Source organism: Halomicronema hongdechloris C2206, from assembly GCF_002075285.3.
GTDB classification, from domain to species: domain Bacteria; phylum Cyanobacteriota; class Cyanobacteriia; order Phormidesmidales; family Phormidesmidaceae; genus Halomicronema_B; species Halomicronema_B hongdechloris.
In genome coordinates, this window is the sequence record NZ_CP021983.2 from 4,190,878 (window position 1) to 4,214,306 (window position 23,429).

The following is a 23,429-nucleotide window of genomic DNA, read 5'->3' on the forward strand; positions in this document are numbered from 1 at the left end:
GCCGTGGATGCTGTTGGCGATGCCCTGGGCTTGGGCGGCGACGGTGCTCCTGCCACGCAGTCTATTCCCCGGGTGGCGCTGCCCAGATTGTTATTTATCTGGGGTGACACCCGGGTATTGCCGGTCGAAATTACCTCGATGTCCATCACCGAGCAGCAGTATGACCATCGACTTCACCCCATCCAGGCGGAAGTGGCCCTGGGCCTCTCGATCCCCACCCAGGAGAGCTTCCGGGTCAATGACGATGCCATCGGTCGCGGTGCCCTGGAATATTCCACCCTGGCCCGAGAAGCCCAGGCCATTGTGAACCTGGCCAATACCGCCAGCCAGGCCGCCGATTTGGTGACGGATTTGGTGTCGTTTTGATCCGTGGGTCTTCCCCTACCGAGCGGTGTTTCTCAAGTTCGAGCAGGGTCACCTACGTTCCCTTTCACTCTCCGTCCTCCGCCCTCCGCCCTCCCTCCTCCGCTCTCCGTTCTCCGTCCTCCGTCCTCCGCTCTCCCTTCTCCCTATGTTCCTCGAAACCTCTCGCTATTACCGGGTGCCCCAAGCCGACGTCGCCCTCCCAGGACGCACCGTCCGGGCCGTGTGCCGGCGCCGTTTACCAAAAGTCGAAGGCATCCCCTACACGGTTCAAGACCAAGACCGCCTGGATATCCTGGCCCAGCGCCAGTACGACAACTCCACCCAGTTCTGGCGCATCGCCGATGCCAATACCGAACTCGAGGCCAATGACTTGGTTAAAGAGCCCCTGAGAGAGATTCGAATCTAGCGCCTATAGCCCGCTCTATCAACCCCAATACCCATTGCCCTCTAACTTTTTTCTGTCCGCTTTCTGTCCGCCTTTAATTTTTCATTCTGCATACCTTGAATCGCGCGCACTCTATACTCACCTATCCATGCACTCATCCCCTCGCTTACCCTATTCCCATCCTGGTTGGGCTGAAGTCGAAGTACCTGTGGTGTATGGCTTTCAGCTAGGCCTCGGCCTGAGCTCGGCCGAACGGCTTCGCCAAGCGCGACAGCGGCTCTGCAGGAGCGACACCGTCGAACCGCTGCCTGGATCGCGTGGAAGGGCCTGTTGGTCAGTGGCGATGGACCATGATAAGACCACGCTTAGTTTTCCAAGCCAAAGATCTCACCCGAGGGGATCTCGTTCCCCTCGGACTCCTACGACCAGGGCGAACCGCTTGTGGTGAGCGGAGTCGAACTACCACCCTGGACCCTGCGGAAGGGATGGCCGATCAGCCGTTCAAGATCGCGTCGCATCGGTGAAGTAACGAGCTTTTCTGCATTGGGAGCGGCAACCCGCCCTAACCTATTCCTTTTTCCGTTCTCCGCCCTCCTTCTCCGTTTTCCTTTTCCTCATCACTCCATTTCTAGCTCCTGCCATGATCGAATACCGCCTCTATATCGATAACACCCCCGCCAGCCGCGAGCAGCTGGATCTGGTGGAAGACATTACCGTCGAGCAGGCGGTGGATATGGCCTGGGAGGCTCGCTTGCAGATTCCCATTGGCACCGATGAACAAGGGCAATGGAACCGAGAGGCCGAGGAGTTGTTTGCCGAGTTCACCCCGGTGCGGATTGAGCTGCGGGTGGGAGATGGGGCCTTTTCACCCCTGATCGATGGGCCGGTGGTGGATATTGAGACCCAGATGCAGACGGAACCAAGACAGAGCATGGTCACCATCGTGGTGCAAGACGACAGCGTGTTCTTAAACCGAGAAGACCGGATTTTCCGCTTCGATCAATTGCTGGACCACCAGATTGCCGAGGAGCTGTTTGGTGAGGTGCCTCAGATTACCACCACTGACATTGCCACCACCCCGGCCCCCAGTAGTAACAGTGATATTTCGGTAGTGCAGCGGGGGACTGCCATGCAACTGTTGCGATCGCTAGCCCAGCGCCAGGGCATGCATGCCTATGTGCTGCCAGGGGAGACCCCGGGGCAGAGCATCGGCTGCTTCCAGCCCTTTTCTACCGAGCCTGGAGATCTGCCGCCCCTGACCCTAATGGGGCCAGAGCGCAACCTGGACACCTTTTCTCCCCACGATGACCTGCAGCGTCCGGCCCGGGTCACCACCTATGCCCTCAGCCTGCTAGATAAGACGGTGACCCAGCGCACCACTGACCCGGGCGACTTAGACCGCCTCGGTCCCAATCCTGCCCTGGACGAAGACACCCGTCCAGCCGCCCAGATTCTGCCGCCCCATTACGGCGATGCCGTAGATCTGGACCAGATGGCGGCCGCCGCCGCCGAGCGGGCCAGCTATGCCTCAGAGGTGAGCGGCACGGTCTTGGGGCACTACTACCGGGGCATTCTATTGCCCTACCAGGTGGTCACAGTACGGGGAGTGGATCCCGGCGCAGCGGCCCCTACCTGATTACCCAGGTCACCCATGCCCTGACCCGCACCGAATATTCCCAAACCTTTAGCCTGCGGCGCAATGCCCGCTCAGAAGGGGTCGGGGACAACTTTGCTGATCTCGTGGGAGCAATCTATTGATGACGACCTCAGACTATGAGCGGATGATGGTGGAACTCTCGGAGTTTCAGCGATCGCGCTATTTCGGCAAATACCGTGGCCTAGTGCGGGACGTGGACGACCCCGACAATCTAGGGCGACTGGTGGCGCAGGTACCCGAGGTCTACGGCCAGGAAGATTCCCCTTGGGCCTGGCCGGCTGTGCCCTTTGCCGGGGCCAGCCATGGTCTGGTGCTCTTACCTGAAGTGGGGACGGCGTCTGGATCGAGTTTGAAGCTGGGGATATCTCTCGGCCCATCTGGACTGGCTGCTGGTGGGCCAGGGGCGAACTGCCTGACCCCGGCAGCACCGAAACTCGCACCTTAGTGACTAGTCGGGGCCACAAGCTGGTGCTGGATGACCGCAACGATCAGGTGCAATTGCTCCATGCTGGCGGTGCCGAACTGACCATGACCAATACCGCCATCACTCTCAAGATTGGGGCCACCCAGGTGGAGCTCTCCGCCAGCGGAGTCAACATCAACAATGGAGCATTCCAGGTGCGCTAATGGCCGGATCCTATCTCACCACTGCCAGTATGATTATGTGTCCCCACGGGGGTCAGGCCACCCTGTTTACCAGCAACACGGCGGTCGAGGCCGATGGCGCCCCCGTGCTGCTGGAAACCGACGTGCACCCGGTGGCGGGCTGCCCCTTTACCGTAGGCCCCAAATATTCCCCCTGCGTCCGCATTCAATGGTCGGCAGGGACCCTGCAAACCACCATCAACGGCACCCCGGCCTGGTTTAAAACCAGCATCGGCCAGTGCTACAACGCCGAAGGGGCTCCCCAAGGCGTTGCCGTCATTGTGTACACCCAACCCCAGGCAGACTCGCGATGATTCCCCCCGATGGCCGCCACCTCTCGTTCCCGTTTCGCATTGCCGCCGATGGCCGCACTGCCCAGGTCGATACCCTGGAGCAGCATGTGCGGGATGAGTTGATTCAGCTGATTCTGACCAATCCGGGAGAACGGTTGTTTCTGCCCGAGTTGGGCCGGGGGTGCGGCGGCTGGTGTTTGAGAATGCCGGAGAGATTACGGCAGCAGCGGCCAAAGCCACCCTGACCCAGGCCCCTGTCCCGTTGGTTGGGACAACGGGTGATCCCGGAAGAACTGGTGGTGGGAAAGCAACAACGGAACCATCACCGTCGATCTGCGCTATCGGTAGGCCGGATCCCCCGACCAGCGCCGTCTCCGCTTTGAACGCCAGGGAGGTTAGCCATGGCCATTGTGAATCCAGAAGCGCTGCGGGAGCGGGCCAATAACCTGGGAGAGTTCAACGGCATGGCGCGGGTACTGGTGGAACTGACCCCAGCCGCGGCCCCCCCACAGAAGCCCATTTATTGGTGCATTTCTTCAATGACCAGGGGCTGGCCAGCCTGGTCGCGGCGGGTGGCTGCCGACCTGGCTTTAGCCAAACAATTTTTCATGATTTCTGGGGGCCATCGCATTCTCGGCGGTCCCCTGACCGATCCAGGTGCAGGTGGTCAATGTGACCGCCACCCCTGTCTCCACGGTGTTAGACCTGACCGTCACCCCCCATTGGCGACTATTCCACCTATACCCTCAGCCTCAACTACGACACCATTGACCCCTTCTTCAGTGACCTGCCCTTTAAGTTTCGCCCCGGTTGCTTTAGCAGCGATTGTGCCCCGGCATGGGACCCGCCCGGCTCCCTTAGACGAGCCTGCCATCGACTACTTTGGCCAAGGACTACGACAGCTTTCGCCATGCCCTGATGGCGGCCATGGCCCAGCGGGTACCGGGCTGGCGACCCCACCAGGCGAAGCCGACCTAGACCAGGTGTTGCTGAGTCTATTCAGTGCCGCCGCCGATGAACTCAGTGACTTTCAAGACCGGGGTGATGAACGAGGCCACCTTGAGTACCCTGCGGAAGCGGGTGTCCCTGGCTCGCCATGCCCGCCTGATGGACTACCACTTGGCACCAGGGCAACCAGGCCAGTAGCTGGCTGGCCCCTGATTTTACAGCCCGGAGGTCCAGCCTAGAGGTACCCAAACCCGATCTGCTAGTGCCCGATCGACCGCGTTCCCCTGGTGGTGTGGGCCGGTTCAGAAGAGGTAACCGACCCAGCCGGCAGTCGTGTTTATGAGTCCGTCGCCGCCCTGGATACCCCCCAACAGCTGGATAGTCTGCTGAACCAGATGGGCCCTCTACACTTGGGATGGCGCCATTCCGGCTCTGGCAGCGGGCAGCACCACGGCAGATTTGCTGCTACTGGCCGGGGGACCGGAGGGTCCCTATGGTCTCACCACTAGTGAGACCTCGGCCCGGCAGGTGGAGACCTTGATCCGCTCTGGGGCCATCACCACCTTGCTGATTCAAGAGCGGCTGAATCCGGCCACGGGGGAACGGGCGGGGCGCAATCCGAATAAGCGACAGCTGTTACGGCTGTTGCCAGGCGATCTAGGAGCGACAGCCAAGCTCGATCCGCTTCGGGATATCTGGTATGTGGAGGTCCACTGGCGGCAGCAAGATGCTCTGAAATTTAACTACTGCTTTACCGTCGATTGTCCCGATGGCCAAGTGGAGCATGTGTCCCTCTTCCACGGCAACTTGCTGCCCGGTGTACCACGGTCGACCCCGGGAGATTCTATTTGAGGAGCCGGTTGAGCCTTTGGCGGCAGGGCGCTTTCTACTTCCAGCGCACTGAGCGCTGGGGCACGATCTGTCGTCTGCCTCCGGAACCCCTGGCCTATCAAAACACCCCACCTGGAGGTGAAATCCCGCCCGTATCTACCCTGGCGGTGGAGGTAGTGACGGACGGGGTGGTAGACCCCTGGGATGAGGTGATCGATCTGATCCACAGCGACGACAGCACCGAAAATGGCGATCACTTCATGGTGGAAACCGATGAGCTGGGCCGCAGTCTGCTGCGGTTTGGCAACGGCATCAACGGCCGCCAGTTACCGGTCAATGCCCAGGTACGCTGTCGCTATCAGGTGGGCCTGGGGCTGGCGGGAAACATCGGCTTCGACCAGCTGCGGCAATGTCGATGCCGACGCCTATCCCGAGATTGTCGCCTGCTGGAACCCCTTCGATGTGGTGGATGGACGGGCCCCGGAACCTGCCCTGAAGTAATACGTCGGGCTCCGGAAGCCTAATCGCTTTCGGCAGCTGCGGGCGGTGACCCGGCAAGACTATGAGAACCGGGCCGAAGAACTAGCGGAGGTCTTCGCGGGCGGCGGCTCACTATGCCTGGACTGGCAGCTGGCGGACGGTGCAAATTGCCATCGATCCCCAGGGGGCCACGGAGCTAACGCCTGCCCTGCGGCAGAAACTGGCCCGCCATTTGGACGCCGTGCGGCTGCTGGGGGGAAGACCTGGAAATTCGCCGCCCCCGCTTCGTGCCCCTGGATATTCGGGTGGGGCTGTGTATTCATCCGAGTTATTGGCCGGAAAGATATTCGCTTGGTGCTGGAGCAGGAATTTTCCCAGGGATATACCCCCGATGGTCGCCTGGCCTTCTTCCAATCCCGAATCGCTGGACTTTGGGCAACCCCCCTCTATGCCAGCCAGATTGCCGGGCGGATCCAGGCGGTGTCAGGCATAGACCAATGTTGTCTCCATTAGATGAAACGTTGGAATGACGCCACCCCAAGGTATCGAGGGCCATCACGCCCGGCCTGGGGCGCCAATGATAATTATTCGTGCGCAATGACCCCGACCATGCAGGAAACGGCGTCATTGCCTTTGACATCCGTGGAGGCCGCCAATGACGTCTGATCCCTGTCGCAACGACTGTCGCCAGCCGCCGCGCTTTCCCAAGCGGCTCTTATAATCGCCCTGGCCTGGACCGGATTGACTACCGCATCGGCACCTACGCCGAGATTCGCGCCGCCCTGCTACGGCATCTGGATGCCGACCCGGTGCTGGCTGCAGGGCTGGAACCCACCGGCAGGCGACGACCCCCCGGCATCGCGCCCTCCTGGAAGGGGCCGCCATCCTGGGGGATATTCTCACCTTTTATCAAAGCCTCTATGGCCAACGAAGCCTTTCTGGGCACGGCCCAGTGGCGGGAGAGCATCGCACGATCTGGTGGCGCTGCTGGGCCTATCGCCTCTCCCCCTGGGTTTGGGGGGCAGGGCCACCTTCGCCGTGGGGCATTCAGGGGGATGAACCGGTGGCGATTCCAGCCGGGTTGGGGCTGAAGGCCCAGGTGGAGGGATTAGCCAAGGCCGCTGACTTTCAAACGACGACTGAGGTCACCGCTTACCCTCACCTGTCCCAGTTTCACCTCTATCGGCCTTTTCAATTACCCCGCATCAACACTGGTACTACTCAGTTTTCCGTTAGAACCGTTGATCTGAAAAACACTGGGGTTGATCTCAACCCGGGGGATCGTCTCTTTTTGGTAGACGTGCCCAGCCAGCCCCAAACCAAACGTCAAATTGGAGTCATCCAAGCAGTGCGGGAACGCTTTGACCGCACCGAAATTATCATGGAGGGCAGCTGGCAGCAGGGCGATGCCCAGTATCGAGTGAGTGCCTATAAATTAGGACGCTCATTCCGTCATTTTGGCTATAACAGTCCTCCAGAATTTGTTCGCCTTAACAGTGATGGGACCGCCGTTTCAGAGGTCGTCGATTTTAGTCGGTCATTGCAGGTAGAGAATCCCAATGACTCGCTCGCTGAGAATACTGATGCGCCAGCTTACGCCCCCCTGGCTAACCCCCGGGCAATCCCCCTGGAAAGTCAAGTCGATGACTTATCCATTGGGACTCCTTTGCTCATACAGCTAATTTTGAACCGCAAAAAAGCGACGGATGGTAAATCCGTCGGTGGTTCGACATATTTCTTTGCGCGAGCCATCCAAGCTGTGTTCCAAGCATCCCTCACCCAAGGCGCTATATCTGGGGGTACGACTGTCGTAGCGCTCACGGGTCAGATTACTACAGGCGACAAGGTACTGACCGACATCCGGAGTGTGGAGCTCTTAGAGGTCATTGGTCAGCCATTCACACTGGCGGGAGCCTACCAAGAAAAATCAGCTGCTGATCCCAAAACCCTCTATTTCTTCGGTGACGGTGCTGCCTATCGACATCTGCATCAACGCCCCTTAGCTTTGGTAAATAGCGTAGGACATACCGAATTGCTGACAGCTGTGCTGCCTACCTATCCTCCAGCGCTTGACAAGCAAGTCAAACTGCGTCCGGTTTACCTGCCCGACTTAAAGGCACCATTTACCCTGGCAGATTTTCCCCTGTTAAACCCGCCGTCGACAACGGTGTATGGCAATCTATTGGCCGCCACCCAGGGTAAACCAGAGCAAGAAGCGGTGCTGGGTAATGGCGACAGTCGCCAGGCCTTTCAAACCTTCAAACTGCCGAACGCCCCGCTGACCTATCTCAACAGTGCCGGTGACACACCGCCTGAGGTGCCGGAACTCGCCGTTTATGTCGATAATCGGCAGTGGACGCGAGTGTCGTCCTTCTTCGGCCAAGCCCCCACCGCCGAGGTCTACATCGTACGAGAAGATGCCCAGGGGCGAACAGTTGGGTGCAGTTTGGGCGATGGCAAGACCGGTGCCCGCTTGCCCTCGGGGATAAAAAACATCAGGGCCCAGTACCGCACCGGCAACGGCGCCTACGGTCCCCTCAAACTGGACACCAAGGTGCAGGCCACCGATAGGCTCCCCCGCCTGGACCAGCTCTGGCTGCCGGGGGTGGCTAGCGGCGGCACCGAGCCCGAAAGCGGCGACAATGCCAAGCTGGCTGCCCCAGGCCAGGTGCAAAGCCTGGGCCGCTTAGTCAGCCTGCAAGACTTTGAAACCGAGGCCCTCGGCATTGCCGGAGTGGCCAAAGCCGTCGCCGCCTGGCAACGGGTGGATAACGTACCGGCGGTGGTGCTCACGGTGCTGATGGAAACCGGTCGCGCCGCAGAGGTTGACCAGGTGCGCACACTACTGAACACCTACAACCGCTGCCGCGGTCCCCAACGCTTTCCGGTGCTGGTACAGGCCGGGCAGCGGCGCTACCTCTACCTGCGCCTGGTAACCAGCCTGGACCCGGCCATGCGGCCAGAGCTGCTGACCCAGGCGATTCACACGGCCCTGGGGGTCGGCAAGGAGGGGCGCCAGGGTCTCTTGGCCTTATCCCAACGGCGCTTTGGCCAGCCAGAATATGCCAGCCGCATCGAGGCCACGGTGCAGCAGGTGGAGGGGGTGATTTGGACCCAGGTTAAGGCTCTGGGCTGGTTCCCGGCCACCGATGCCCCCACCGAGTTGACCTACCCCATGGCAGAATCGCGGCTGTCGCTGGTGCCCTGCGGGGCAGACCAGCTATTGGCCTTGCAGCCCCAGCATCTGCAATTGCAATGTGCCGCCGCCCCCCAGGAGGCGTGTTGAGATGACCCACTCTAGCCAGCCGAAACGGGTGCCCCTGTACGACCGTCTGCCCCAGATTTACCACGTACGCGATGCCGAGCAATCGCCGCCGGGGCAGCTGCGGCACTATTTGGCGGTGGTGGAAGCGGTGTTTGGTGAGATCCACGCCAACATCGAGGCCCTCTATCACGATTTCTTCATCGACACCTGCGACGAGTGGGTGATTCCCTACATCGCCGATTTACTGGGCACGACCCACCTCAAGGGGGAGGCCCGCACCCTGCGCGCCGATGTGGCCGACACCATTGCCCTACGGCGACGTAAGGGCACCTTGGATGCGATCGCATGGTTGACCTACAACCTCAGCGGCTGGGGCGTCCACGGGGTGGAGCTACGGGAAAATCTGCTCTGGACCCAGCACCTAAACCACCAACGGCCCGATGCCGGCGGTGTCCCCCCCTATAGCCTGCCTGGGGTCAGCCGCTTTACTCCCATTCGCGGCGGCACCGTACCGGTGCGGGATGCCGCCATGCTCAGCCTGGTCAACACCCCCTTCGATCCTTTCGGCCACACGGTGGATGTAAAACCGCCCGGCCTCGACGCGGTGCGCTACAACCTGCCCAACCTGGCCATTTTCCTCTGGCGGCTGGCGGCCTATCGGGTCACCGTGTCACCCCCCGTCATCCGGGACGTGATCGACAACAGCGCCGCCGGAACCGGAGCCAGCTTTATCCTGCGAGTGGATGTCCATCCCCTGGGGCAGCCGCTGCGGCTGTTTAACACCAGCCGCTTCGACCCCAACCAGAGGCCACCGGTGGTATCGCAGTTGGATCAGACCCCTGGCCCCATCCCCCCAGCCCGCTTGAACCAAGGCTCCGCCGCCGGGGTCCCTGAGGCCTATGTGCAGGTGGACACCTACGACCCAGCCAGCCTCAGCAATCCCGATCTAGACACCGTCGACCGCCTCGACATCGGTGCGGTGGGCCTGCAGCTGCATCTGCCCGAACCCGAGTTTACCAACCGCTCCTGGCCCCGCTCAGAGCCGCCGCCACCGCCTGCCTGGACCCTGCGAGGAGATAATCTCTGCGCCTGGGAAACCGGCCTGGCTCGCCCCCTGCAGAATAACGAGATCGCCGTCGATCCGGTGATTGGCCGCCTGCTGATCGGGGTGGAGACCGCCGCCGCGGCCGCCGCCCTGGAGACGGGATTGCTGCTGACCCACACCTATGGGGCGGTGGGACCAGTGGGGGCCCACCCGCTGTCCCGCCAGCCGCTGCCGGACACCTGGCAAGGGGAGACGGTGGCGGTGCGTCCGGTGAATTTTCACAGTGACCCCAATGGCTTGCAGGCGGCCCTACATGATATCCAGACCGCCACCGCCCCCATCGTCATCGAGATTCGAGACAGCATGGTGCATGAGCTGGATTTAGGGGCCATTGCATCCCCCCTCGACGAAGCCGGGGGCTTCAACCTGCGCCTCAACCGCAGCCTGATCATCCGGGCCGCCAGCGGTCAGCGCCCCCTGATTCGCCTCAGCCAACCGTTGCGATTTCGCCCCAGCCGAGTCTTCGATCCCGATCCCGAGGTGCAAACTCAGTTGGATGCGGTGATGGACCGCCTCACCGTGCGCCTAGAAGGACTCTATCTGACCCGAGCAGCGGGCTTCCCCGCCGGGGACCCCCTGATTGCCCGAGCCGCCCTGCACAGCCTGGAACTGGTGGACTGCATCCTGGATCCCGGTGGTTTCCAGCAACTGGACGGCAGTCGTGCCCCCATCCGCCCAGCCTTAGAACTAGCCAATTTCTATGGCTTTCCCCCCGGCTCCGACCAGGAGGTCGCCTTCAACCAAACCCCCGAAATTCACCTGCAGCGCACCATCAGCGGCCCCTTAACCATCGACACTGACTACCGCCTCTTTCTCACCCACGCCCTGCTCGATGCCGGCAAGGGAGTGGGCGATGCCCCCGATGACAGCTTTGCCGTGGCCGGGCCGGGGTCCCTACCAGAGGGACGCTGGGGGCCGCCTACCGTCGTGAATGGCCTCACCGTTTTCGGCCGCATGCGGGTAGATGAGATTCGCGGCCAGGGAGGCATCTGGGTCCATGCCCTAGAGGTATTGCACAACCAAACCGGCTGCCTCAAGTTCAGCTATTTCTCTGGCCAGGGGGACCGATTGCCCCAGCACCATGGCTGTGTCACTGGCCCGGAGGCGCGGCTGCGCTTCATCAGTGAGATCTGCGGCCAACCCGCCTACGGTCAACTGGCCCGCAGCAGCGACTTTCGCATTCGCGAACGCGGCCCCGGAGACGACGCCATGGGGGCCTTCGGATTTTTGCTAGAGGCCCATAAATGGCGAAATCTGCAGATTCGCTACCGCGAATTTATGCCCCTGGGCGTGAGCCCCCTATTAATTCCGGTGACCTGAGGAGACCACGATGAAAGGCGACTTTTCCAACTGGTATTTTGACCCCAACGACAACTTCAGTGGCGTTCTAGAGCAACAGGGCCGGGTGCGTCTCGACCGCGATGGGCTGGCCCAGACTCAGATCACCACCCACTGGCAAGACACCACTGGCCAAGCCGTCCTGGGGCCGGGGGGTGATGGCCATTCCCGCCAATGCCATCGACGGCTTTAAGGTCACCGCCGCCAGCGTCGACGCTGGCCAGGTGGTTCTGACCCTGCAGCCTGGGCACGGCTGGGCCGATGGGCGCCTGGTGCACCTCAATGGCAGTGACCCTGTCATGCGGCTGGCCACTTACCTAACCCCCCCGATTCAAACCCCAGGGGCCACCGTCGACAGCCTTGAGGTAGGGGTGCGCGACGCCGTGGTGCTAGACGTGTGGCGCGAGGCCCTGAACGGCTTTCAGCGACCCGACACTCTGATTGAACCGGCCCTGGGTGGCCCCGACACCAGCGAGCGGCTGCACACGGCCATGGCCCTGCGGCTCTACCGGCTCAGCCCGGGGGAAACCTGCTGCACCATCGCCACCGCCTTGCAAGATCCCCTGGCCAGCCAAGGCAAACTCACGGTCTCGCTGCAACCTACCGAGGTGATCGACGGCGACTGCCCGGTGGTGGCTGGTGGCGGCTACACCGGCTTCGAACATTTGCTCTACCGCATCGAAATTGCCCAGGTCGATACTGGCATCCCCAGCTTCAAATGGTCCCAATTCAATGGCGGCTTGGTGGGCCGGGGCCGGTTTAATGCCGCCACTCGGCGGGTGATGATTACCGCTAACCTGCAAGCCATCAGCACCGCCAGACTCGATCAGTTCTATTTAGAGGCCATCCAGTACGACCCCCTGTCACCGGCCACCCCGGGCCGGGGCCACTGGCGGGTCACCTATGGGGCTCAGGCCACCTTAAATAGCGATAACGAGCTGGAACTAGCCGATACACCGTTATTTGGCACCATTCCCAGCGGTGACAGCCCCGTTTTCTTCCGGCTGTGGAATGGTATTGAGCAGATCGGCGATTTTCTCGCCCCCGTGCCCGGCAACGAGCCGGTTGAACTCCTGGACGGCATTCGCCTGGTGTTTGAGGCTCCGGCCGCCGCCAACTACCGCCCTGGAGACTACTGGACCTTCCCGGTACGGGCGGGGGAGGTGGGCAACCCCGAAACCCTGATCGATGCCCAGCCCCCAGCAGGAATTCACTACCAGCGGGTGCCCCTGGCGGTGCTCACCTGGAATGAGGCGCAAACCCTCAGCTTTGACAATGCCGACATCGAAGACTGCCGGGAGATTTTCAACCCCCTGACTAACCAACGGGTATGCTGCACGTTCACCGTAGGCGATGGTCGCTCCAGCCACGGTGACTTTGATGCTATTGAGGAGGCCCTGCGTCATCTACCGGCCTCGGGGGGCGAGATTTGCCTGTTACCGGGGCTGCACGAAACCAATGCCCAGCTTGACAATCGGCACCATATCAAGATCAAGGGCTGTGACAAGCACACCCGGGTGGTGCCCCGCGACCGGGAAGCCCCGATCTTTCAGGTGGTCGACAGCCGGTGCATTGTTTTAGAGCATATGGATTTGGTCACCCTGGGCGGGGTAGCCATGGCCCTGCACGGCAGCGAAGCCGGTTCCCTGCAAGACATCGACATCGGCCACAATCGCGTTATCGCCTGCCAGCAAGCCATTGTGGTACAGCAGGGCCAGGGGATTCACATCCACCACAACCTGATCCGCATGCTCGACAAGGCCGGAGCCGGGGTGGCTATCTATCTCGCCGCCGACGATAGCCGCATCGACGCCAACGACATTGGCGTCATCCCTGCCCCTAGCCTGCCCCCCGTCGATCAACCCGGGGAGGAGCCAGTGCCAGACCCCACCGATCCCTGTGCCCAGTTAGAGCTGATTTATGGCAATATCCCGGTTTTCACCGCCTATATCGCCCAGATCTGGGCCATTAGCCTGCTGTTTTTGCCCAGTAATCCCTTCAATGCCCTAGGGGGGATTCAAATCGCCGGTGGTTCGGAGCGGGTAGCCATTCTCGATAATCAGATTACTGGCGGAGCCGGTAATGGCATTGCCCTGGGCACCTCCCTGGCCGAGTTTCTGGCCGGCTTAGACCTAGAGGGCGACGCCACACCCCCCACCATCAACCATGATGGCCCCGAGCTCTGGGGGGGAGTACGCTTAGCCGGCAGCCCCCAAGCCAACCTGACTCTCCAGTTTGAGCCCAGTGATGGCACCCGACTCACCGCCCTAACAGACACCGCCGGCACCTTCTTGATCGAGGCCACCCCTGGCACTTACCAGGTGTCGGTGCTCTCGCCAGGCTATCAAATCGCCGCCATTACCCCCGAGAGTCGGGGCGAATTCGGCACCTTTTATCAGATTGAATTAGAGCGCTCATCCCTGGATCTGAGCGATCTGATTGCCTTTCTCTACGACCTGTCCATTCACCACAACACCATCTCGACTATGGGGCTTGCGGGCATTGGCCTGCCCACCATTGAGGTGCCTGACGACCTAGCTAGCAACAATCAGACACTCTCGCGGCTGCTGGGATTCTATGCCCAGGTGCTGCGGATCTTCGGCAACCCCGTCCTGGGGCTCGATATCACGGACAACCATATCTTCCAATGTTTTCAGAACCCCCTCACCCAGGCCCTGCGGGACCTCATCGGCCAGCGCGGCCTCGGGGGCATTTCCCTGGGGCTCTGTGCCGACGTGACCATTCACCGCAACCGCATCGAGAAAAATGGTGGCGTCTACACCAAACCCACCTGTGGCATCTGGATTACCTATGGCGAAGAGGTGGATATCACCCCATAACACCGTTGCCGACAATGCCCCCGTTACCGCAAATGCCACGGCAACGCTGCAACCCGGCCAGCGCAGCGGCATTGCTGCGTTTGCCTCGGCCTTCTCAATTCTCAACGTTCTCTTGGCCGAAAACCGCGATCCCGCTGCCCTGGTGAACCGCCGCCCCGCCGCTCGCATTCAAGATAACAATGTCGATCAGCCGGCCGGTCGGGCCCTGACCCTGTTGGCTTTTGGGCCAGTCACCCTGCTCAACAACCAATTCAATAGTGAACGCTCTGGCCTCACGCCGCTGGAGCGCTATGTGGGCAGCGTGCTGGTGCTGAATCTGGGGGGCTTGAACCAAGCCGGCAGCTTCATCGGCAGCCCTGGTTCGAGCGCCAGTAATGATTTTAATAACATCGCCAGCCGCCGGCCCAACTTCCAGCGCGAGACTCTCTTTCGCCTGCCCAATGGCCTCACCCTCTTTAATAGTAATCAGACTCGCCAGGGACTAGAGCATCAAAGCCTGCTGTCGCAACTGCTGTGGAGCGCCGATGATCTCGGCTTTGACGGCAACCAATCGGAAGCCCTGTCCCCCGGCTTTCCTTTAGGCGATAACATTGGGGCATTAATTAATACTGGCCTGCTGGCCGCCACCCTGCGAGCCAGCGATAGCCGCTTCAAAGAACCCCTGCGCTCTAGCCAATCCGCCTTCCATTTTTCGCTGTTCACCTTGAGTACCCTGATGAATACCACCACGCTGAATCAGGGCAGCCATTGCATGGTTGCCAGTAATCTGGCCCCAGGCCGCGATGCGATCGCAAGGGGTAACCAGGTGCTCGACACCACCTTCTGCCCCCGCTTCAACGACACCCAGGCCTTTGCCCCCATCGATGATTAATGCCGTATTCAGAATTCAAAACTCAAAACTCAAAACTCAAAACCCAAAACTCAAAACTCAAAACTCAAAACTCAAAACCCATTCCCATCCCCCATCACTCCATCACCCCATCACCCCATCACTCCATCTCCGCCCTCCGCCCTCCGTCCTCCGCAGAACCTGCCATGTTTAACTCACCCCGCGCCAATGCCCGCCAAAGTGACCTGAGCCAACTCGGCCATGAGCTGCTACAGGCCTTAGCTGCCGCCGCCGATGGTCAGATGGAGGGGTTACAACAAACCCGTGACACCCAAGTGGCGATGACCGCCCTACTGCAAACCGAAGCCCAGCGGTTACAGCACAAATATGGCCCTGACCACAGCCGGGTGCAGCAAATCAACACCACCCTGCAGCGCAACACCGCCATCGTCAATGACCTGGCGGTGGAGCTGGAAATTGCCACTATTCGTCAGCCCGACGTCGATGAAAAATCAGCCTTGGTGCAGGGGCGAGTAGTGGATCGACGCTACCGGGGCATGGCTGGCCTGGTAGTGTACTTGGGCAATGAGCAACGGCAACCGCTGCGGTTTTTGGGCACGGCCGAGACCGATGGCTCTGGGTACTACGCCCTGACCATTGCCCCGGAAACCCTGGCCAAACTGGCAGAAGCCGCCCCCGATGGGGTGTTTCTGGGGGTGTGTACCCCCCAGGGCAGAGTAGTCTACCAGCGCCCCGAGGCCATCTTCCCCCAGGGGGGCGATCGCCTCACCTTGGAAGTCGTGCTGCAGCGCGACGATCTCAGCCCCGTCGATGGCGGCAAACCGGTGGAACCGCCTGCTGCCAAAGCTTGGGTAGTACGAGGTCAGGTGGTCGATGCCAACACCAGTGAGGCCATTGCCGGGGTCCAGGTCAGCGCCATTGACAATAACCGCCGCTTTGACGACAAACTGGGCTCCGCCATCACCGATGCCAAGGGAACCTTTCGCATCACCTACGACTTTCAAAGCCGCCATGATGCCCCGGAAGACCGCGGCCCCGATCTCTATGTCACCGTCATTGATGAGGCCGGGAACCAGCTGTTTTCGTCTCAGTCGGAGCTGCGGCCCAATGCCAGCCGCGAGGAGGAATTTAAAATTGCGATCGCAGCTTCAACCACCCCTGGTGCAACGGAGCTGCCCTTGAATGGCTCTGTCCTCTGGTTCGCCACTGGGTCCACCAAATTCCGCCAAGACGACGACCGCCTGAATGGAGAACGCCTGCTCAAACTAGCCATCCGCCGGACCCAGCAATTTATTCGCCAGAACCCCAACGGCCAGATTGCCCTGCAAGGCTATGCCAGCAGCGAAGACGGGACCCCAGAAGAGGCGCTCTCCCTGGCAGAAAAACGGGCCGAGGTCGTGCAAGCGATGCTAGTTCAGGCCAATCTACCCGCCAATCAACTCTCCGTCGCTGCCCAAGGCATCGATGACAGCTACGCCGAGGTGTCACTCAACCAACGCGTCGACATTGTACTGTTGCCAGGACGTCTAGGACGCGATCGCATCGGCAACCGCCCGCGCGGCAATCGGTTCGATCCTAGCCGCTTTTGAGAAAGTACCATGGCCCATGCATTGGCGAAGCTATCAAACACGAAAGACTCGGCTCAAGGGCATCAGAAGCCAGCGCTAAAGGCCCGACAGGTCTCCTCCCCATCCACGGGTCTGCCCTTAATACAACCCAAAGTGGGGTGTGCTTGCGGCGGCGGCTGTCCTCGCTGTCAAGCAAAGAATACTATACAAACCAAACTTCAAATCAGCGACCCTGGGGATCAATACGAACGCGAAGCCGATCAAATTGCTCAGCAAGTGCTCCATAGCGAGTCTGAGAAATCTCCACAGAATTCTCAAGAACCTCCTCAATTTCATTCTGAAAAGTTGCCACCTGAAGGAATACAAACAGCATATCGACAGGCTATGGAAGAGGAAGAAGATGAGGATATCCAACTTAAGCAACGAGAGATAAATGCACCAACAGCTAGTACAAATCTTGCTGCATCTGTAACCGCTCAGAGTGGTCGACCATTATCGCCTGCTGAACGGGCATATTTTGAGCCGCGATTTGGGCAAAATTTCTCGAGTGTGCGTATTCATGACGAATCCCATGCCCACGCTGCGGCTAAGGCGATTCATGCCCGGGCTTTTACGTTAGGTAGCCACATTGCTTTTGGCTCAAGTGAATACCGACCAGAGAGCTTTGATAGTCGTCTACTCCTAGCCCATGAACTAGTTCATACACTACAGCAACGTTCTGGTATCCAACCTCAGTTGATTCAGCGACGACAAATCCAGGTTAGGGGACGTACCTTTGAAGTAGGGGATGCAAAAGTTGCTAATCGAGATGCTGAGAGAGATATTCTGGGGCAAGGCGTACTGTTCCCTGGATCGGATCAGAGACACATTCTCGTAAGTGGTGATGATCGATTAGGGTATGAAGTCTCGCACACCGATCCGGAAGATCCGTTCCGCTGGTCTAAATTCAAAGATATTGTTGATAATGGCAAAATCGATATCAAGGCAGTATCTTTGGCAGATACCTTTCCTACCTTGATAGTCCAAAATAGACAATCACGACAGCAAGACATTTCTCTGATTTCCCTAGGGGGCAGTGGTATCACCTTAGTACGTGAGTCTTTACTCCGACAAATTTCGCCGAATGAACCGACTATCACAGCGAGTAATGACCCCAATCGCGACAAAATTTTCTACGTGCCTCGGGGATCTGGGCGAGGTGCACTGTCCAGTAATTCTCTGGCCCATGAGTTATTTGGTCACTATTGGCTCGCACTGCAGGGAGTTCCTTTCTTGCATCCACCCTCACGGCAGGATCTGCTGAGGCAAATACAACAGGGTAGAAACATTTCAGGCGAGGCATTCCGCAATGCGGTTGGCAGGCATCAGCGCCTAGGCGTATTAACTGAAGCTCATGGAATTCGAGGTCCCTTTGGTCATGTCTTTGAGGGGACAGTACGTGACTACATCGATCGGCTGGTAGGGTCAGAAACAGGACGGGTTGAATCTCCGACTCGTCGAGTGAGCAACGAGCACTTGATGGCCGAACTGCAAGCACTCTACGACGAGTTGCAAAATCCCGGGGGGTTGGTTCTACAGGCTGGTGGTCGCGGTGTAATATCGGCTGACGTGGCAAGACACTGGAGCTTTGTCGCCAATAGTTATGAGGTTCTAAGGCATATACCCGCTGGACCTCCCGGGAGTAGTTTCAGCGCGGGTATGCTTTCTGAGGGAGTTCGCGACCTAATTGTAGAGTGGTATCGGGACATACTTTCTGAGGACCAACAGCGCGCTTTTAGGAATATTTTGGGGGCCGCCGGCTCTCGCTTCCGAAGTGGCATGCCTCCCAACTTAGCTCGCGATGTTCTTGCCGAAATTAATCGACGTGAAAGGTGATTTGCAGATTACTTGGACATGAACCAGAGTAAGCTTTCAGAGAGATGGTGATATATCTATTCAAGATTGCCCAATTCCTGAAAGGCCTCACATCAATACTCTAAATTATGGTTAAAAATATTGTTCTCAACTTTCCAGCAGCTTTCGTACCTCGCTAGCTGCAAAACTGCTGTCGGCTGATTTTGTCTGTTTATTCGTGATTGGGGAAGTGGCAGGCGGCCCAGTGGTTGGGATCTAGCGCTTGCAGCACTGGCATCTCTTGCTGACAGCGGTCTTCACCTTTGGGGCAGCGGCCATAGAGGCGGCATACGCTGGGGTCGGGGTTAATCGGGCTGCGGGGTTCACCGGTTAGGGGAATCGGGTGGGGTTTAGCTTCGAAGCTGGGGATGGCGGAAATCAGGGCCTCGGTGTAGGGGTGGCGAGGGTGATCGAACACGGCTTCCACCGGACCAGCTTCAATGATTTTGCCCAGGTACATAACCAGGATGCGATCGCACAACAACCGCACCACATTCAAATCATGGGAGACGAATAGATAGCTCATGCCCAGCCGCCGCTTCAGGTCCGCCAGCAGATGTAGAATCACCGCCTGCACCGAGACATCCAGTGCCGACGTTGGCTCATCCAGCACCAGCAGCTTGGGATTGAGGGCAATGGCGCGAGCGATGCCCACCCGTGCCTTCTGCCCCCCTGAGAGTTGGTGGGGAAAGCGGCTCAATAACTCCTGGGGCAGGCCTACCAGGTCTGCCAATTCGGCTGCCCGCTGCTGCAATTGCCCCTTGTCCTGCTGGTGGCCCAGCCGCCGAATCGGTTCTGTGATGGTGTCATAGGCGGTAAAGCGAGGATTGAGGCTGTCGGTGGGGTCTTGGAACACCAACTGAATCCCGGCCCGGTAAGCGCTCTGAGGAAACTGCCGCACCGCCACCGTGCTGAGGATGATGTCCTCGAATCGGATTTCCCCGGCCGTGACATCCAGCAGGCGGGTAATCAGGCGAATCAACGTGGACTTGCCACAGCCCGACTCTCCCACCAGCCCCAGGCTTTCTCCTGGTTGAATGTCGAAGGACACGTGATCCACTGCACGGAGATGGGTCTGCTTGCCCACGGGGAAGGTTTTGCAGAGATCGCGCACCTGTAACAGGGGAGTCGCGGGGGTTGGCGGGGGTTGGGTGAGTGGGGACATAAGCTGGAGAGAGGTGGATGGGTAATGGGGTGTTGGGGGATGGGAATGAGTTTTGAATAACAAACTTTACCACCCAAGATCATTTTCAGGCGAAACATGGTGGTTTCAGCAATCGAACGGCGATGGTAATGCGACTGTCGTTTCCACGCCCTGCGTCCGTGTTGGCGAATCGCCCGCAGGTTTTCATCGCGGGGATGGGGGGCGCTTTGCAATTACCGTGCTGCCAAAATTTGGCAGTCTTCTGCGGCAGAATCCCGGCTTTGGCTTCCCACTCCTGCAGCGCCTCATAGCAGCGGCGTTTGTCGTAGGCACCATCGGCGGATACTTGCTCGTTAACTCATGTTAGAGAAATTTCAATGATTGTCCTGCGGATTGTCCTGCGGATTGTCCTTAGGACATGTTAGAGTGTCCATAGAAAGACTGAAGGGCTCAAGGAGACTGCCTCCACTGGTGGGCAAAGCTCCTGCTGGCGAACATAGGCCAGAGTGGTTAACAGTCCATCGCCAAAATAATTGGTGATGCCAGTGCTAACACCAACATCACCAAAGCTACTAAAGCTAAAGTAACCAAAAAGTAAACGCGTTAGAGCCAGTTGCCGCTGGCTCTTTTCATTGTAAGCCTTCAGCAGCACGCCAGCCAACTAGGCTTTGGTCACCCGCCAGGCTAAAGCACCGTCGACTCGATAGCCCATGCGGGTGAAGACGAATCCGGCTTCTTTGAAGCGGTCCCCTTGACGCTGCACTTCGGCCTCTGGGATTTCTAGCAGGTAGGCAACGTCTGAGGTTCGGAGTAACCAGCCATGGCGGGCAGCGTCTTCCAGTTCTCGATAATTACGCAGGCGTTCGGGTGGCGAGGGAGTCAGTTGCATACGGTCCAGCAGTTCTGACACCACCATGGAGACCAGGCTGACAAGCTCTGGGGTCACTCTAGACAGTCCTGAGGACATACCTGAGGACGATGGGGCGGTCATGCCATTGCCTGCTGATAACCCTCGCATTTCTAGGAATTCAGCGGTGCTGGCCCCCTCCCGTTGCAGGAACTGGTGCAACTCATCCATTAAACGCAGCTGGTCGGAATTGATAAAAGCGCGGTTGCCAACTTTCTGAGGCTTAATACCCAGGGCGTCCATGCGCGTGTACACAGCACTTCTGGCCAGTCGATAGCGATCAGGCAGCTGGCTAACTGGGATTTTGTCAATGTTGGCACCGTTCATCGTGTCCTCTGGACGGTCCTCAGGATATCTCTTAGTATGGCGCATTTTGATGTCCTCTGGACAGTCCTGAGGATGAAGTATTCTGCGATCTTGTGTCTGAATCTATGGACAAGGCGGTTCTGCAGCCAGGGCCCAGGCTAGAAATCGCTCCGTGTGATAAAGGGCCAGTTGATTGCTGACTCCATGGAATACGGTATCGAAAGCGTGGTCAGCCCAGGGGATAGATAGCCAGACTACCCGATTGCCAGTGGCTTTAAGTTTTTGGTAGAGGTCTTGCCCATAGCTAGGTTGGACGATATGGTCACGGCCGGCATAGACCAATAGGGTGGGAGGTAATTCTGGGCGCACGTAGTGGATGGGAGAGGCCTGATGGTAGAGATGGGGGACCTGCTGGGGAGTGCCCCCCAGGAAATCTTCTAATACGGCTCGAGTATCGATGGGATCGGGAATGGGGGGACGTTCATAGCCTGCTCGCAGGTCAACGGGACCGTAGTAGTCGATCACAGCCCTTAGGGGCAAGGGACTGGTGTTGTAGGTTGCGATCGCAGCTAGCTGGGCCCCAGCCGATCGGCCCATGATGGCAACGCGAGTGAGATCTATGGCCAGGTCAGCAGCGTGGTCTCGAATGTAGGCCAAGGCCGTCTGCACATCCTGGAGCTGGCTCGGGAAACGGTAGCGAGGGGCATGGCGATAATCGAGGGCTACCACGGTATAGCCTTGGGCCGCCAGGTAACGGCCGAGGGATTCGTAGTCGTTGGGGCTACCACTGCGCCAGGCACCACCATATACCGCTACTAGAGTGGGATGGGACCCCGGTAGAGATGGGCCATAGACTGTCAGAGTTAGAGGCACGCCATCCGGTTGGGCGAAGACAATATCCTGCTGCACCGCCACCGAGGAGGGTGCAATCCCCCGAAACGCGTCTACCCATATTAGCGGGCGGGGCCGAAATCGCTGTTGCAGGTCAGCTGGAATCCTGGCTAAATAATCCTGGCCTAGAGCTGTTTGCATGGCCAGCGTTACTTGTTGGTGAGTGCTGGGTAGTTGGGCCAGCGGCAGTAGACTGAGACTGAGGCCAATGAGGCTAGCGAGTAAGGTCAGGCGCTGCGGCCAACCTAGCCCACTACCCCAGCGGCCAATCCAAAGGGTGATGGACAGGATGAGGCCTTGGATGGCGAGCAGCCAGGGGCTAATTTCCGGGGCGCCTACACTCAGGGGCAATAGCCTCGCCGTTGGAGCCGGGATCACGATCCAAAAGCTGAGGAAGAGGCTGCCTAAACTCGCCACCAACAGCATTAAGGGTCCTAGATAATGTGCCATGATGCCCTGCCCCTACACGGCCCTACCCTGCAGGGGACTGCACCTGGTAGAGCATTGTAAACCAACCAATGACCGCAACTGGATATGCGCCGTTGGGGCGGGGGCGTATGTATCTCGATGCTCCCATTAGGACACCAAGATCAACTTGCCAATGTGCTGTCCTTGCTCCATAAACTCATGGGCCTGGCGCACATCCTTCAGGGGAAAGGTGGCAGCCACCGGCAGACGATAGCTGCCATCGGCTACTCGTTCTAGCACATGCCGATAAGCGCCTGCTTCCACGCCACTACCGATAAGTTCATTTAAGAGCCACCCCCGAATTGAGGCTCGCTTACGAATAATCGGGGTGATGTCGACGGTTCCGGGTCGGCCCAGCAACCCATAAATCCACAGGGCGCCGTACTCAGCCAACAGACGAATTTCTTGGTTCAGGAAGTCACCGGCAGCCACGGGGTCAAAAATCACATCGAAGCCTTTGCCCCCGGTGAGTTGTTTGGCTTGGCGATACCAGTTGTCTTGGCTGGTGGCGATCAGGTGGTCGTAGCAGGCCTCTGGCATGGCTTCTAGCTTGGCCACTTTCTGGGCCTGAGTGGTGGTGCCGACGGCCAAACTGCCGTAGTGTTTGGCAATCTGGGCGGCGGCGATGGCAACGCTGCTGCTGGCGGCTGAAATCAGTACTCGTTGCCCCGGTTGCAGATTTTGTTTCCAGATCAGGCAACCCCAGGCGGTGAGATAGGGCAGCCATAGAGCGCCCAAGATCTGATCGGGTAAGGCTTCAGGCGCAGGTAAGGTCTTGCTGGCTGCTACGACATAGTGGGACTGGTAGGTTCCTTGGCCCCTGCCTTTGCTGGTGGGGGCATCTAGGCTGAGTACGACTCGCTGTCCGGTTTGTCGGTCAGTCACGTTGGGCCCGACGGCGGTGATGATACCGCCCCCTTCTAGCCCTGGTGTGAAGGGGGGACTGCCGGAACTGAGTTTATAGTCTCCCCGACGGGCCATGAGGTCGGCGTGGTTCATGCCAATGCTGGTGAGGCGCACCACCACGTCTCCCTCACCTGGTGAGGGATCTGGCGCTTCGATAATGGAGAGCTGCTCCGGTCCTCCGAAGGCGTTGACGACAACCCGATACATACACAAGCCTCACGACAGATTCCAGCAATAGTTCCAGTATCCTTCAGCCAGGGAACCTGAGAGTGGCTTGATTATTTCTATCGCTCGTTGCTGTACACCAGTCTTGTTACAGAAGATGTAACCCGGCTGTCGTTGC

21 protein-coding genes and 2 pseudogenes are annotated in these 23,429 nt (G+C 59.2%); 18 read left to right on the forward strand and 5 right to left on the reverse strand.

What is annotated here, in order from left to right; translation table 11 throughout:
* Window positions 1–3 precede the first annotated feature (3 nt).
* From XM38_RS26500 to XM38_RS19105, 18 genes and pseudogenes are all read left to right on the forward strand, one after another.
* The gene (locus XM38_RS26500; RefSeq protein WP_202978925.1) at window positions 4–366 is read left to right on the forward strand and encodes a hypothetical protein; all 363 of its coding nucleotides are present in this window, start codon (window positions 4–6) and stop codon (window positions 364–366) included.
* A gap of 145 nt (window positions 367–511) precedes the next feature.
* Window positions 512–772, forward strand: coding sequence for a hypothetical protein (locus XM38_RS19030; protein WP_080808375.1), 261 nt, complete (start codon window positions 512–514; stop codon window positions 770–772).
* 619 nt (window positions 773–1,391) lie between these two features.
* Window positions 1,392–2,387 carry a hypothetical protein gene (locus XM38_RS19035; RefSeq protein ID WP_088430710.1) on the forward strand — a complete coding sequence of 332 codons (996 nt, stop codon included), beginning with the start codon at window positions 1,392–1,394 and terminating at the stop codon, window positions 2,385–2,387.
* Between the two features lie 148 nt (window positions 2,388–2,535).
* A pseudogene (locus XM38_RS28465) lies at window positions 2,536–2,744 on the forward strand (phage baseplate assembly protein V); the annotation flags it as partial.
* Between the two features lie 108 nt (window positions 2,745–2,852).
* The gene (locus XM38_RS26505; RefSeq protein WP_202978927.1) at window positions 2,853–3,035 is read left to right on the forward strand and encodes a hypothetical protein; all 183 of its coding nucleotides are present in this window, start codon (window positions 2,853–2,855) and stop codon (window positions 3,033–3,035) included.
* Entirely contained in the window at window positions 3,035–3,367 is a 333-nt protein-coding gene (locus XM38_RS19045) for a hypothetical protein (protein WP_080808381.1), read from the forward strand. The genes XM38_RS26505 and XM38_RS19045 overlap by 1 nt, the downstream gene beginning before the upstream one ends.
* Window positions 3,364–3,591 (forward strand): GPW/gp25 family protein, encoded by a 228-nt coding sequence (locus XM38_RS19050; protein WP_202978928.1) that lies wholly within the window; start codon window positions 3,364–3,366, stop codon window positions 3,589–3,591. Before XM38_RS19045 ends, XM38_RS19050 begins: the two co-directional genes overlap by 4 nt.
* A 156-nt stretch (window positions 3,592–3,747) precedes the next feature.
* Window positions 3,748–4,533: a hypothetical protein gene (locus XM38_RS19055; protein WP_088430712.1), complete on the forward strand. Its 786-nt coding sequence runs from the start codon at window positions 3,748–3,750 to the stop codon at window positions 4,531–4,533.
* Window positions 4,534–4,753: 220 nt separating this feature from the next.
* The gene (locus tag XM38_RS19060) at window positions 4,754–5,146 is read left to right on the forward strand and encodes a hypothetical protein (protein ID WP_088430714.1); all 393 of its coding nucleotides are present in this window, start codon (window positions 4,754–4,756) and stop codon (window positions 5,144–5,146) included.
* Window positions 5,147–5,154: 8 nt separating this feature from the next.
* A complete protein-coding gene (locus XM38_RS19065; protein ID WP_088430716.1) occupies window positions 5,155–5,649 on the forward strand; it encodes a hypothetical protein in 495 nt (164 codons plus the stop codon).
* 22 nt (window positions 5,650–5,671) lie between these two features.
* A complete protein-coding gene (locus tag XM38_RS19070; RefSeq protein ID WP_088430718.1) occupies window positions 5,672–6,118 on the forward strand; it encodes a hypothetical protein in 447 nt (148 codons plus the stop codon).
* Window positions 6,119–6,557: 439 nt separating this feature from the next.
* A complete protein-coding gene (locus XM38_RS19075) occupies window positions 6,558–8,891 on the forward strand; it encodes a baseplate J/gp47 family protein (RefSeq protein ID WP_088430720.1) in 2,334 nt (777 codons plus the stop codon).
* 1 nt (window position 8,892) lies between these two features.
* Window positions 8,893–11,295 (forward strand): phage tail protein, encoded by a 2,403-nt coding sequence (locus XM38_RS19080; RefSeq protein ID WP_088430722.1) that lies wholly within the window; start codon window positions 8,893–8,895, stop codon window positions 11,293–11,295.
* Between the two features lie 10 nt (window positions 11,296–11,305).
* Window positions 11,306–11,506, forward strand: coding sequence for a DUF6519 domain-containing protein (locus tag XM38_RS19085; protein ID WP_080808405.1), 201 nt, complete (start codon window positions 11,306–11,308; stop codon window positions 11,504–11,506).
* The gene (locus XM38_RS19090; RefSeq protein ID WP_088430724.1) at window positions 11,472–14,153 is read left to right on the forward strand and encodes a carboxypeptidase-like regulatory domain-containing protein; all 2,682 of its coding nucleotides are present in this window, start codon (window positions 11,472–11,474) and stop codon (window positions 14,151–14,153) included. The genes XM38_RS19085 and XM38_RS19090 overlap by 35 nt, the downstream gene beginning before the upstream one ends.
* Window positions 14,125–15,024: a hypothetical protein gene (locus XM38_RS19095; protein WP_088430726.1), complete on the forward strand. Its 900-nt coding sequence runs from the start codon at window positions 14,125–14,127 to the stop codon at window positions 15,022–15,024. Before XM38_RS19090 ends, XM38_RS19095 begins: the two co-directional genes overlap by 29 nt.
* Window positions 15,025–15,188: 164 nt before the next feature.
* Window positions 15,189–16,592: an OmpA family protein gene (locus XM38_RS19100; protein WP_187329472.1), complete on the forward strand. Its 1,404-nt coding sequence runs from the start codon at window positions 15,189–15,191 to the stop codon at window positions 16,590–16,592.
* Between the two features lie 9 nt (window positions 16,593–16,601).
* Window positions 16,602–18,446, forward strand: coding sequence for an eCIS core domain-containing protein (locus tag XM38_RS19105; RefSeq protein WP_088430730.1), 1,845 nt, complete (start codon window positions 16,602–16,604; stop codon window positions 18,444–18,446).
* Window positions 18,447–18,636: 190 nt separating this feature from the next.
* Here the strand turns inward: XM38_RS19105 and XM38_RS19110 are convergent, their stop codons facing one another.
* The 5 genes and pseudogenes from XM38_RS19110 to XM38_RS19130 form a co-directional block, all read right to left on the reverse strand.
* Entirely contained in the window at window positions 18,637–19,629 is a 993-nt protein-coding gene (locus XM38_RS19110; RefSeq protein WP_080806823.1) for an ABC transporter ATP-binding protein, read from the reverse strand.
* Between the two features lie 62 nt (window positions 19,630–19,691).
* A pseudogene (locus tag XM38_RS19115) lies at window positions 19,692–19,960 on the reverse strand (transposase); the annotation flags it as partial.
* Between the two features lie 309 nt (window positions 19,961–20,269).
* Window positions 20,270–20,842: a hypothetical protein gene (locus XM38_RS19120; RefSeq protein WP_080806828.1), complete on the reverse strand. Its 573-nt coding sequence runs from the start codon at window positions 20,840–20,842 to the stop codon at window positions 20,270–20,272.
* 102 nt (window positions 20,843–20,944) lie between these two features.
* Complete coding sequence (locus XM38_RS19125; RefSeq protein ID WP_088430732.1) at window positions 20,945–22,162, reverse strand: alpha/beta hydrolase; 1,218 nt, start codon at window positions 22,160–22,162, stop codon at window positions 20,945–20,947.
* A gap of 126 nt (window positions 22,163–22,288) precedes the next feature.
* A complete protein-coding gene (locus XM38_RS19130) occupies window positions 22,289–23,293 on the reverse strand; it encodes a zinc-dependent alcohol dehydrogenase family protein (protein ID WP_088430734.1) in 1,005 nt (334 codons plus the stop codon).
* Between the last annotated feature and the right edge of the window lie 136 nt (window positions 23,294–23,429).

Bases quoted from the DNA above. Each gene is read 5' to 3' on its own strand.
- XM38_RS19110 (WP_080806823.1), bottom strand. From the start codon at position 19,629: ATGTCCCCACTCACCCAACCCCCGCCAACCCCCGCGACTCCCCTGTTA.
- XM38_RS19125 (WP_088430732.1), bottom strand. From the start codon at position 22,162: ATGGCACATTATCTAGGACCCTTAATGCTGTTGGTGGCGAGTTTAGGC.
- XM38_RS19080 (WP_088430722.1), top strand. From the start codon at position 8,893: ATGACCCACTCTAGCCAGCCGAAACGGGTGCCCCTGTACGACCGTCTG.
- XM38_RS19120 (WP_080806828.1), bottom strand. From the start codon at position 20,842: ATGAACGGTGCCAACATTGACAAAATCCCAGTTAGCCAGCTGCCTGAT.
- XM38_RS19045 (WP_080808381.1), top strand. From the start codon at position 3,035: ATGGCCGGATCCTATCTCACCACTGCCAGTATGATTATGTGTCCCCAC.
- XM38_RS19130 (WP_088430734.1), bottom strand. From the start codon at position 23,293: ATGTATCGGGTTGTCGTCAACGCCTTCGGAGGACCGGAGCAGCTCTCC.
- XM38_RS19085 (WP_080808405.1), top strand. From the start codon at position 11,306: ATGAAAGGCGACTTTTCCAACTGGTATTTTGACCCCAACGACAACTTC.
- XM38_RS19095 (WP_088430726.1), top strand. From the start codon at position 14,125: ATGGCGAAGAGGTGGATATCACCCCATAACACCGTTGCCGACAATGCC.
- XM38_RS19090 (WP_088430724.1), top strand. From the start codon at position 11,472: ATGGCCATTCCCGCCAATGCCATCGACGGCTTTAAGGTCACCGCCGCC.
- XM38_RS19050 (WP_202978928.1), top strand. From the start codon at position 3,364: ATGATTCCCCCCGATGGCCGCCACCTCTCGTTCCCGTTTCGCATTGCC.
- XM38_RS19035 (WP_088430710.1), top strand. From the start codon at position 1,392: ATGATCGAATACCGCCTCTATATCGATAACACCCCCGCCAGCCGCGAG.
- XM38_RS19055 (WP_088430712.1), top strand. From the start codon at position 3,748: ATGGCCATTGTGAATCCAGAAGCGCTGCGGGAGCGGGCCAATAACCTG.
- XM38_RS19100 (WP_187329472.1), top strand. From the start codon at position 15,189: ATGTTTAACTCACCCCGCGCCAATGCCCGCCAAAGTGACCTGAGCCAA.
- XM38_RS19030 (WP_080808375.1), top strand. From the start codon at position 512: ATGTTCCTCGAAACCTCTCGCTATTACCGGGTGCCCCAAGCCGACGTC.
- XM38_RS19105 (WP_088430730.1), top strand. From the start codon at position 16,602: ATGGCCCATGCATTGGCGAAGCTATCAAACACGAAAGACTCGGCTCAA.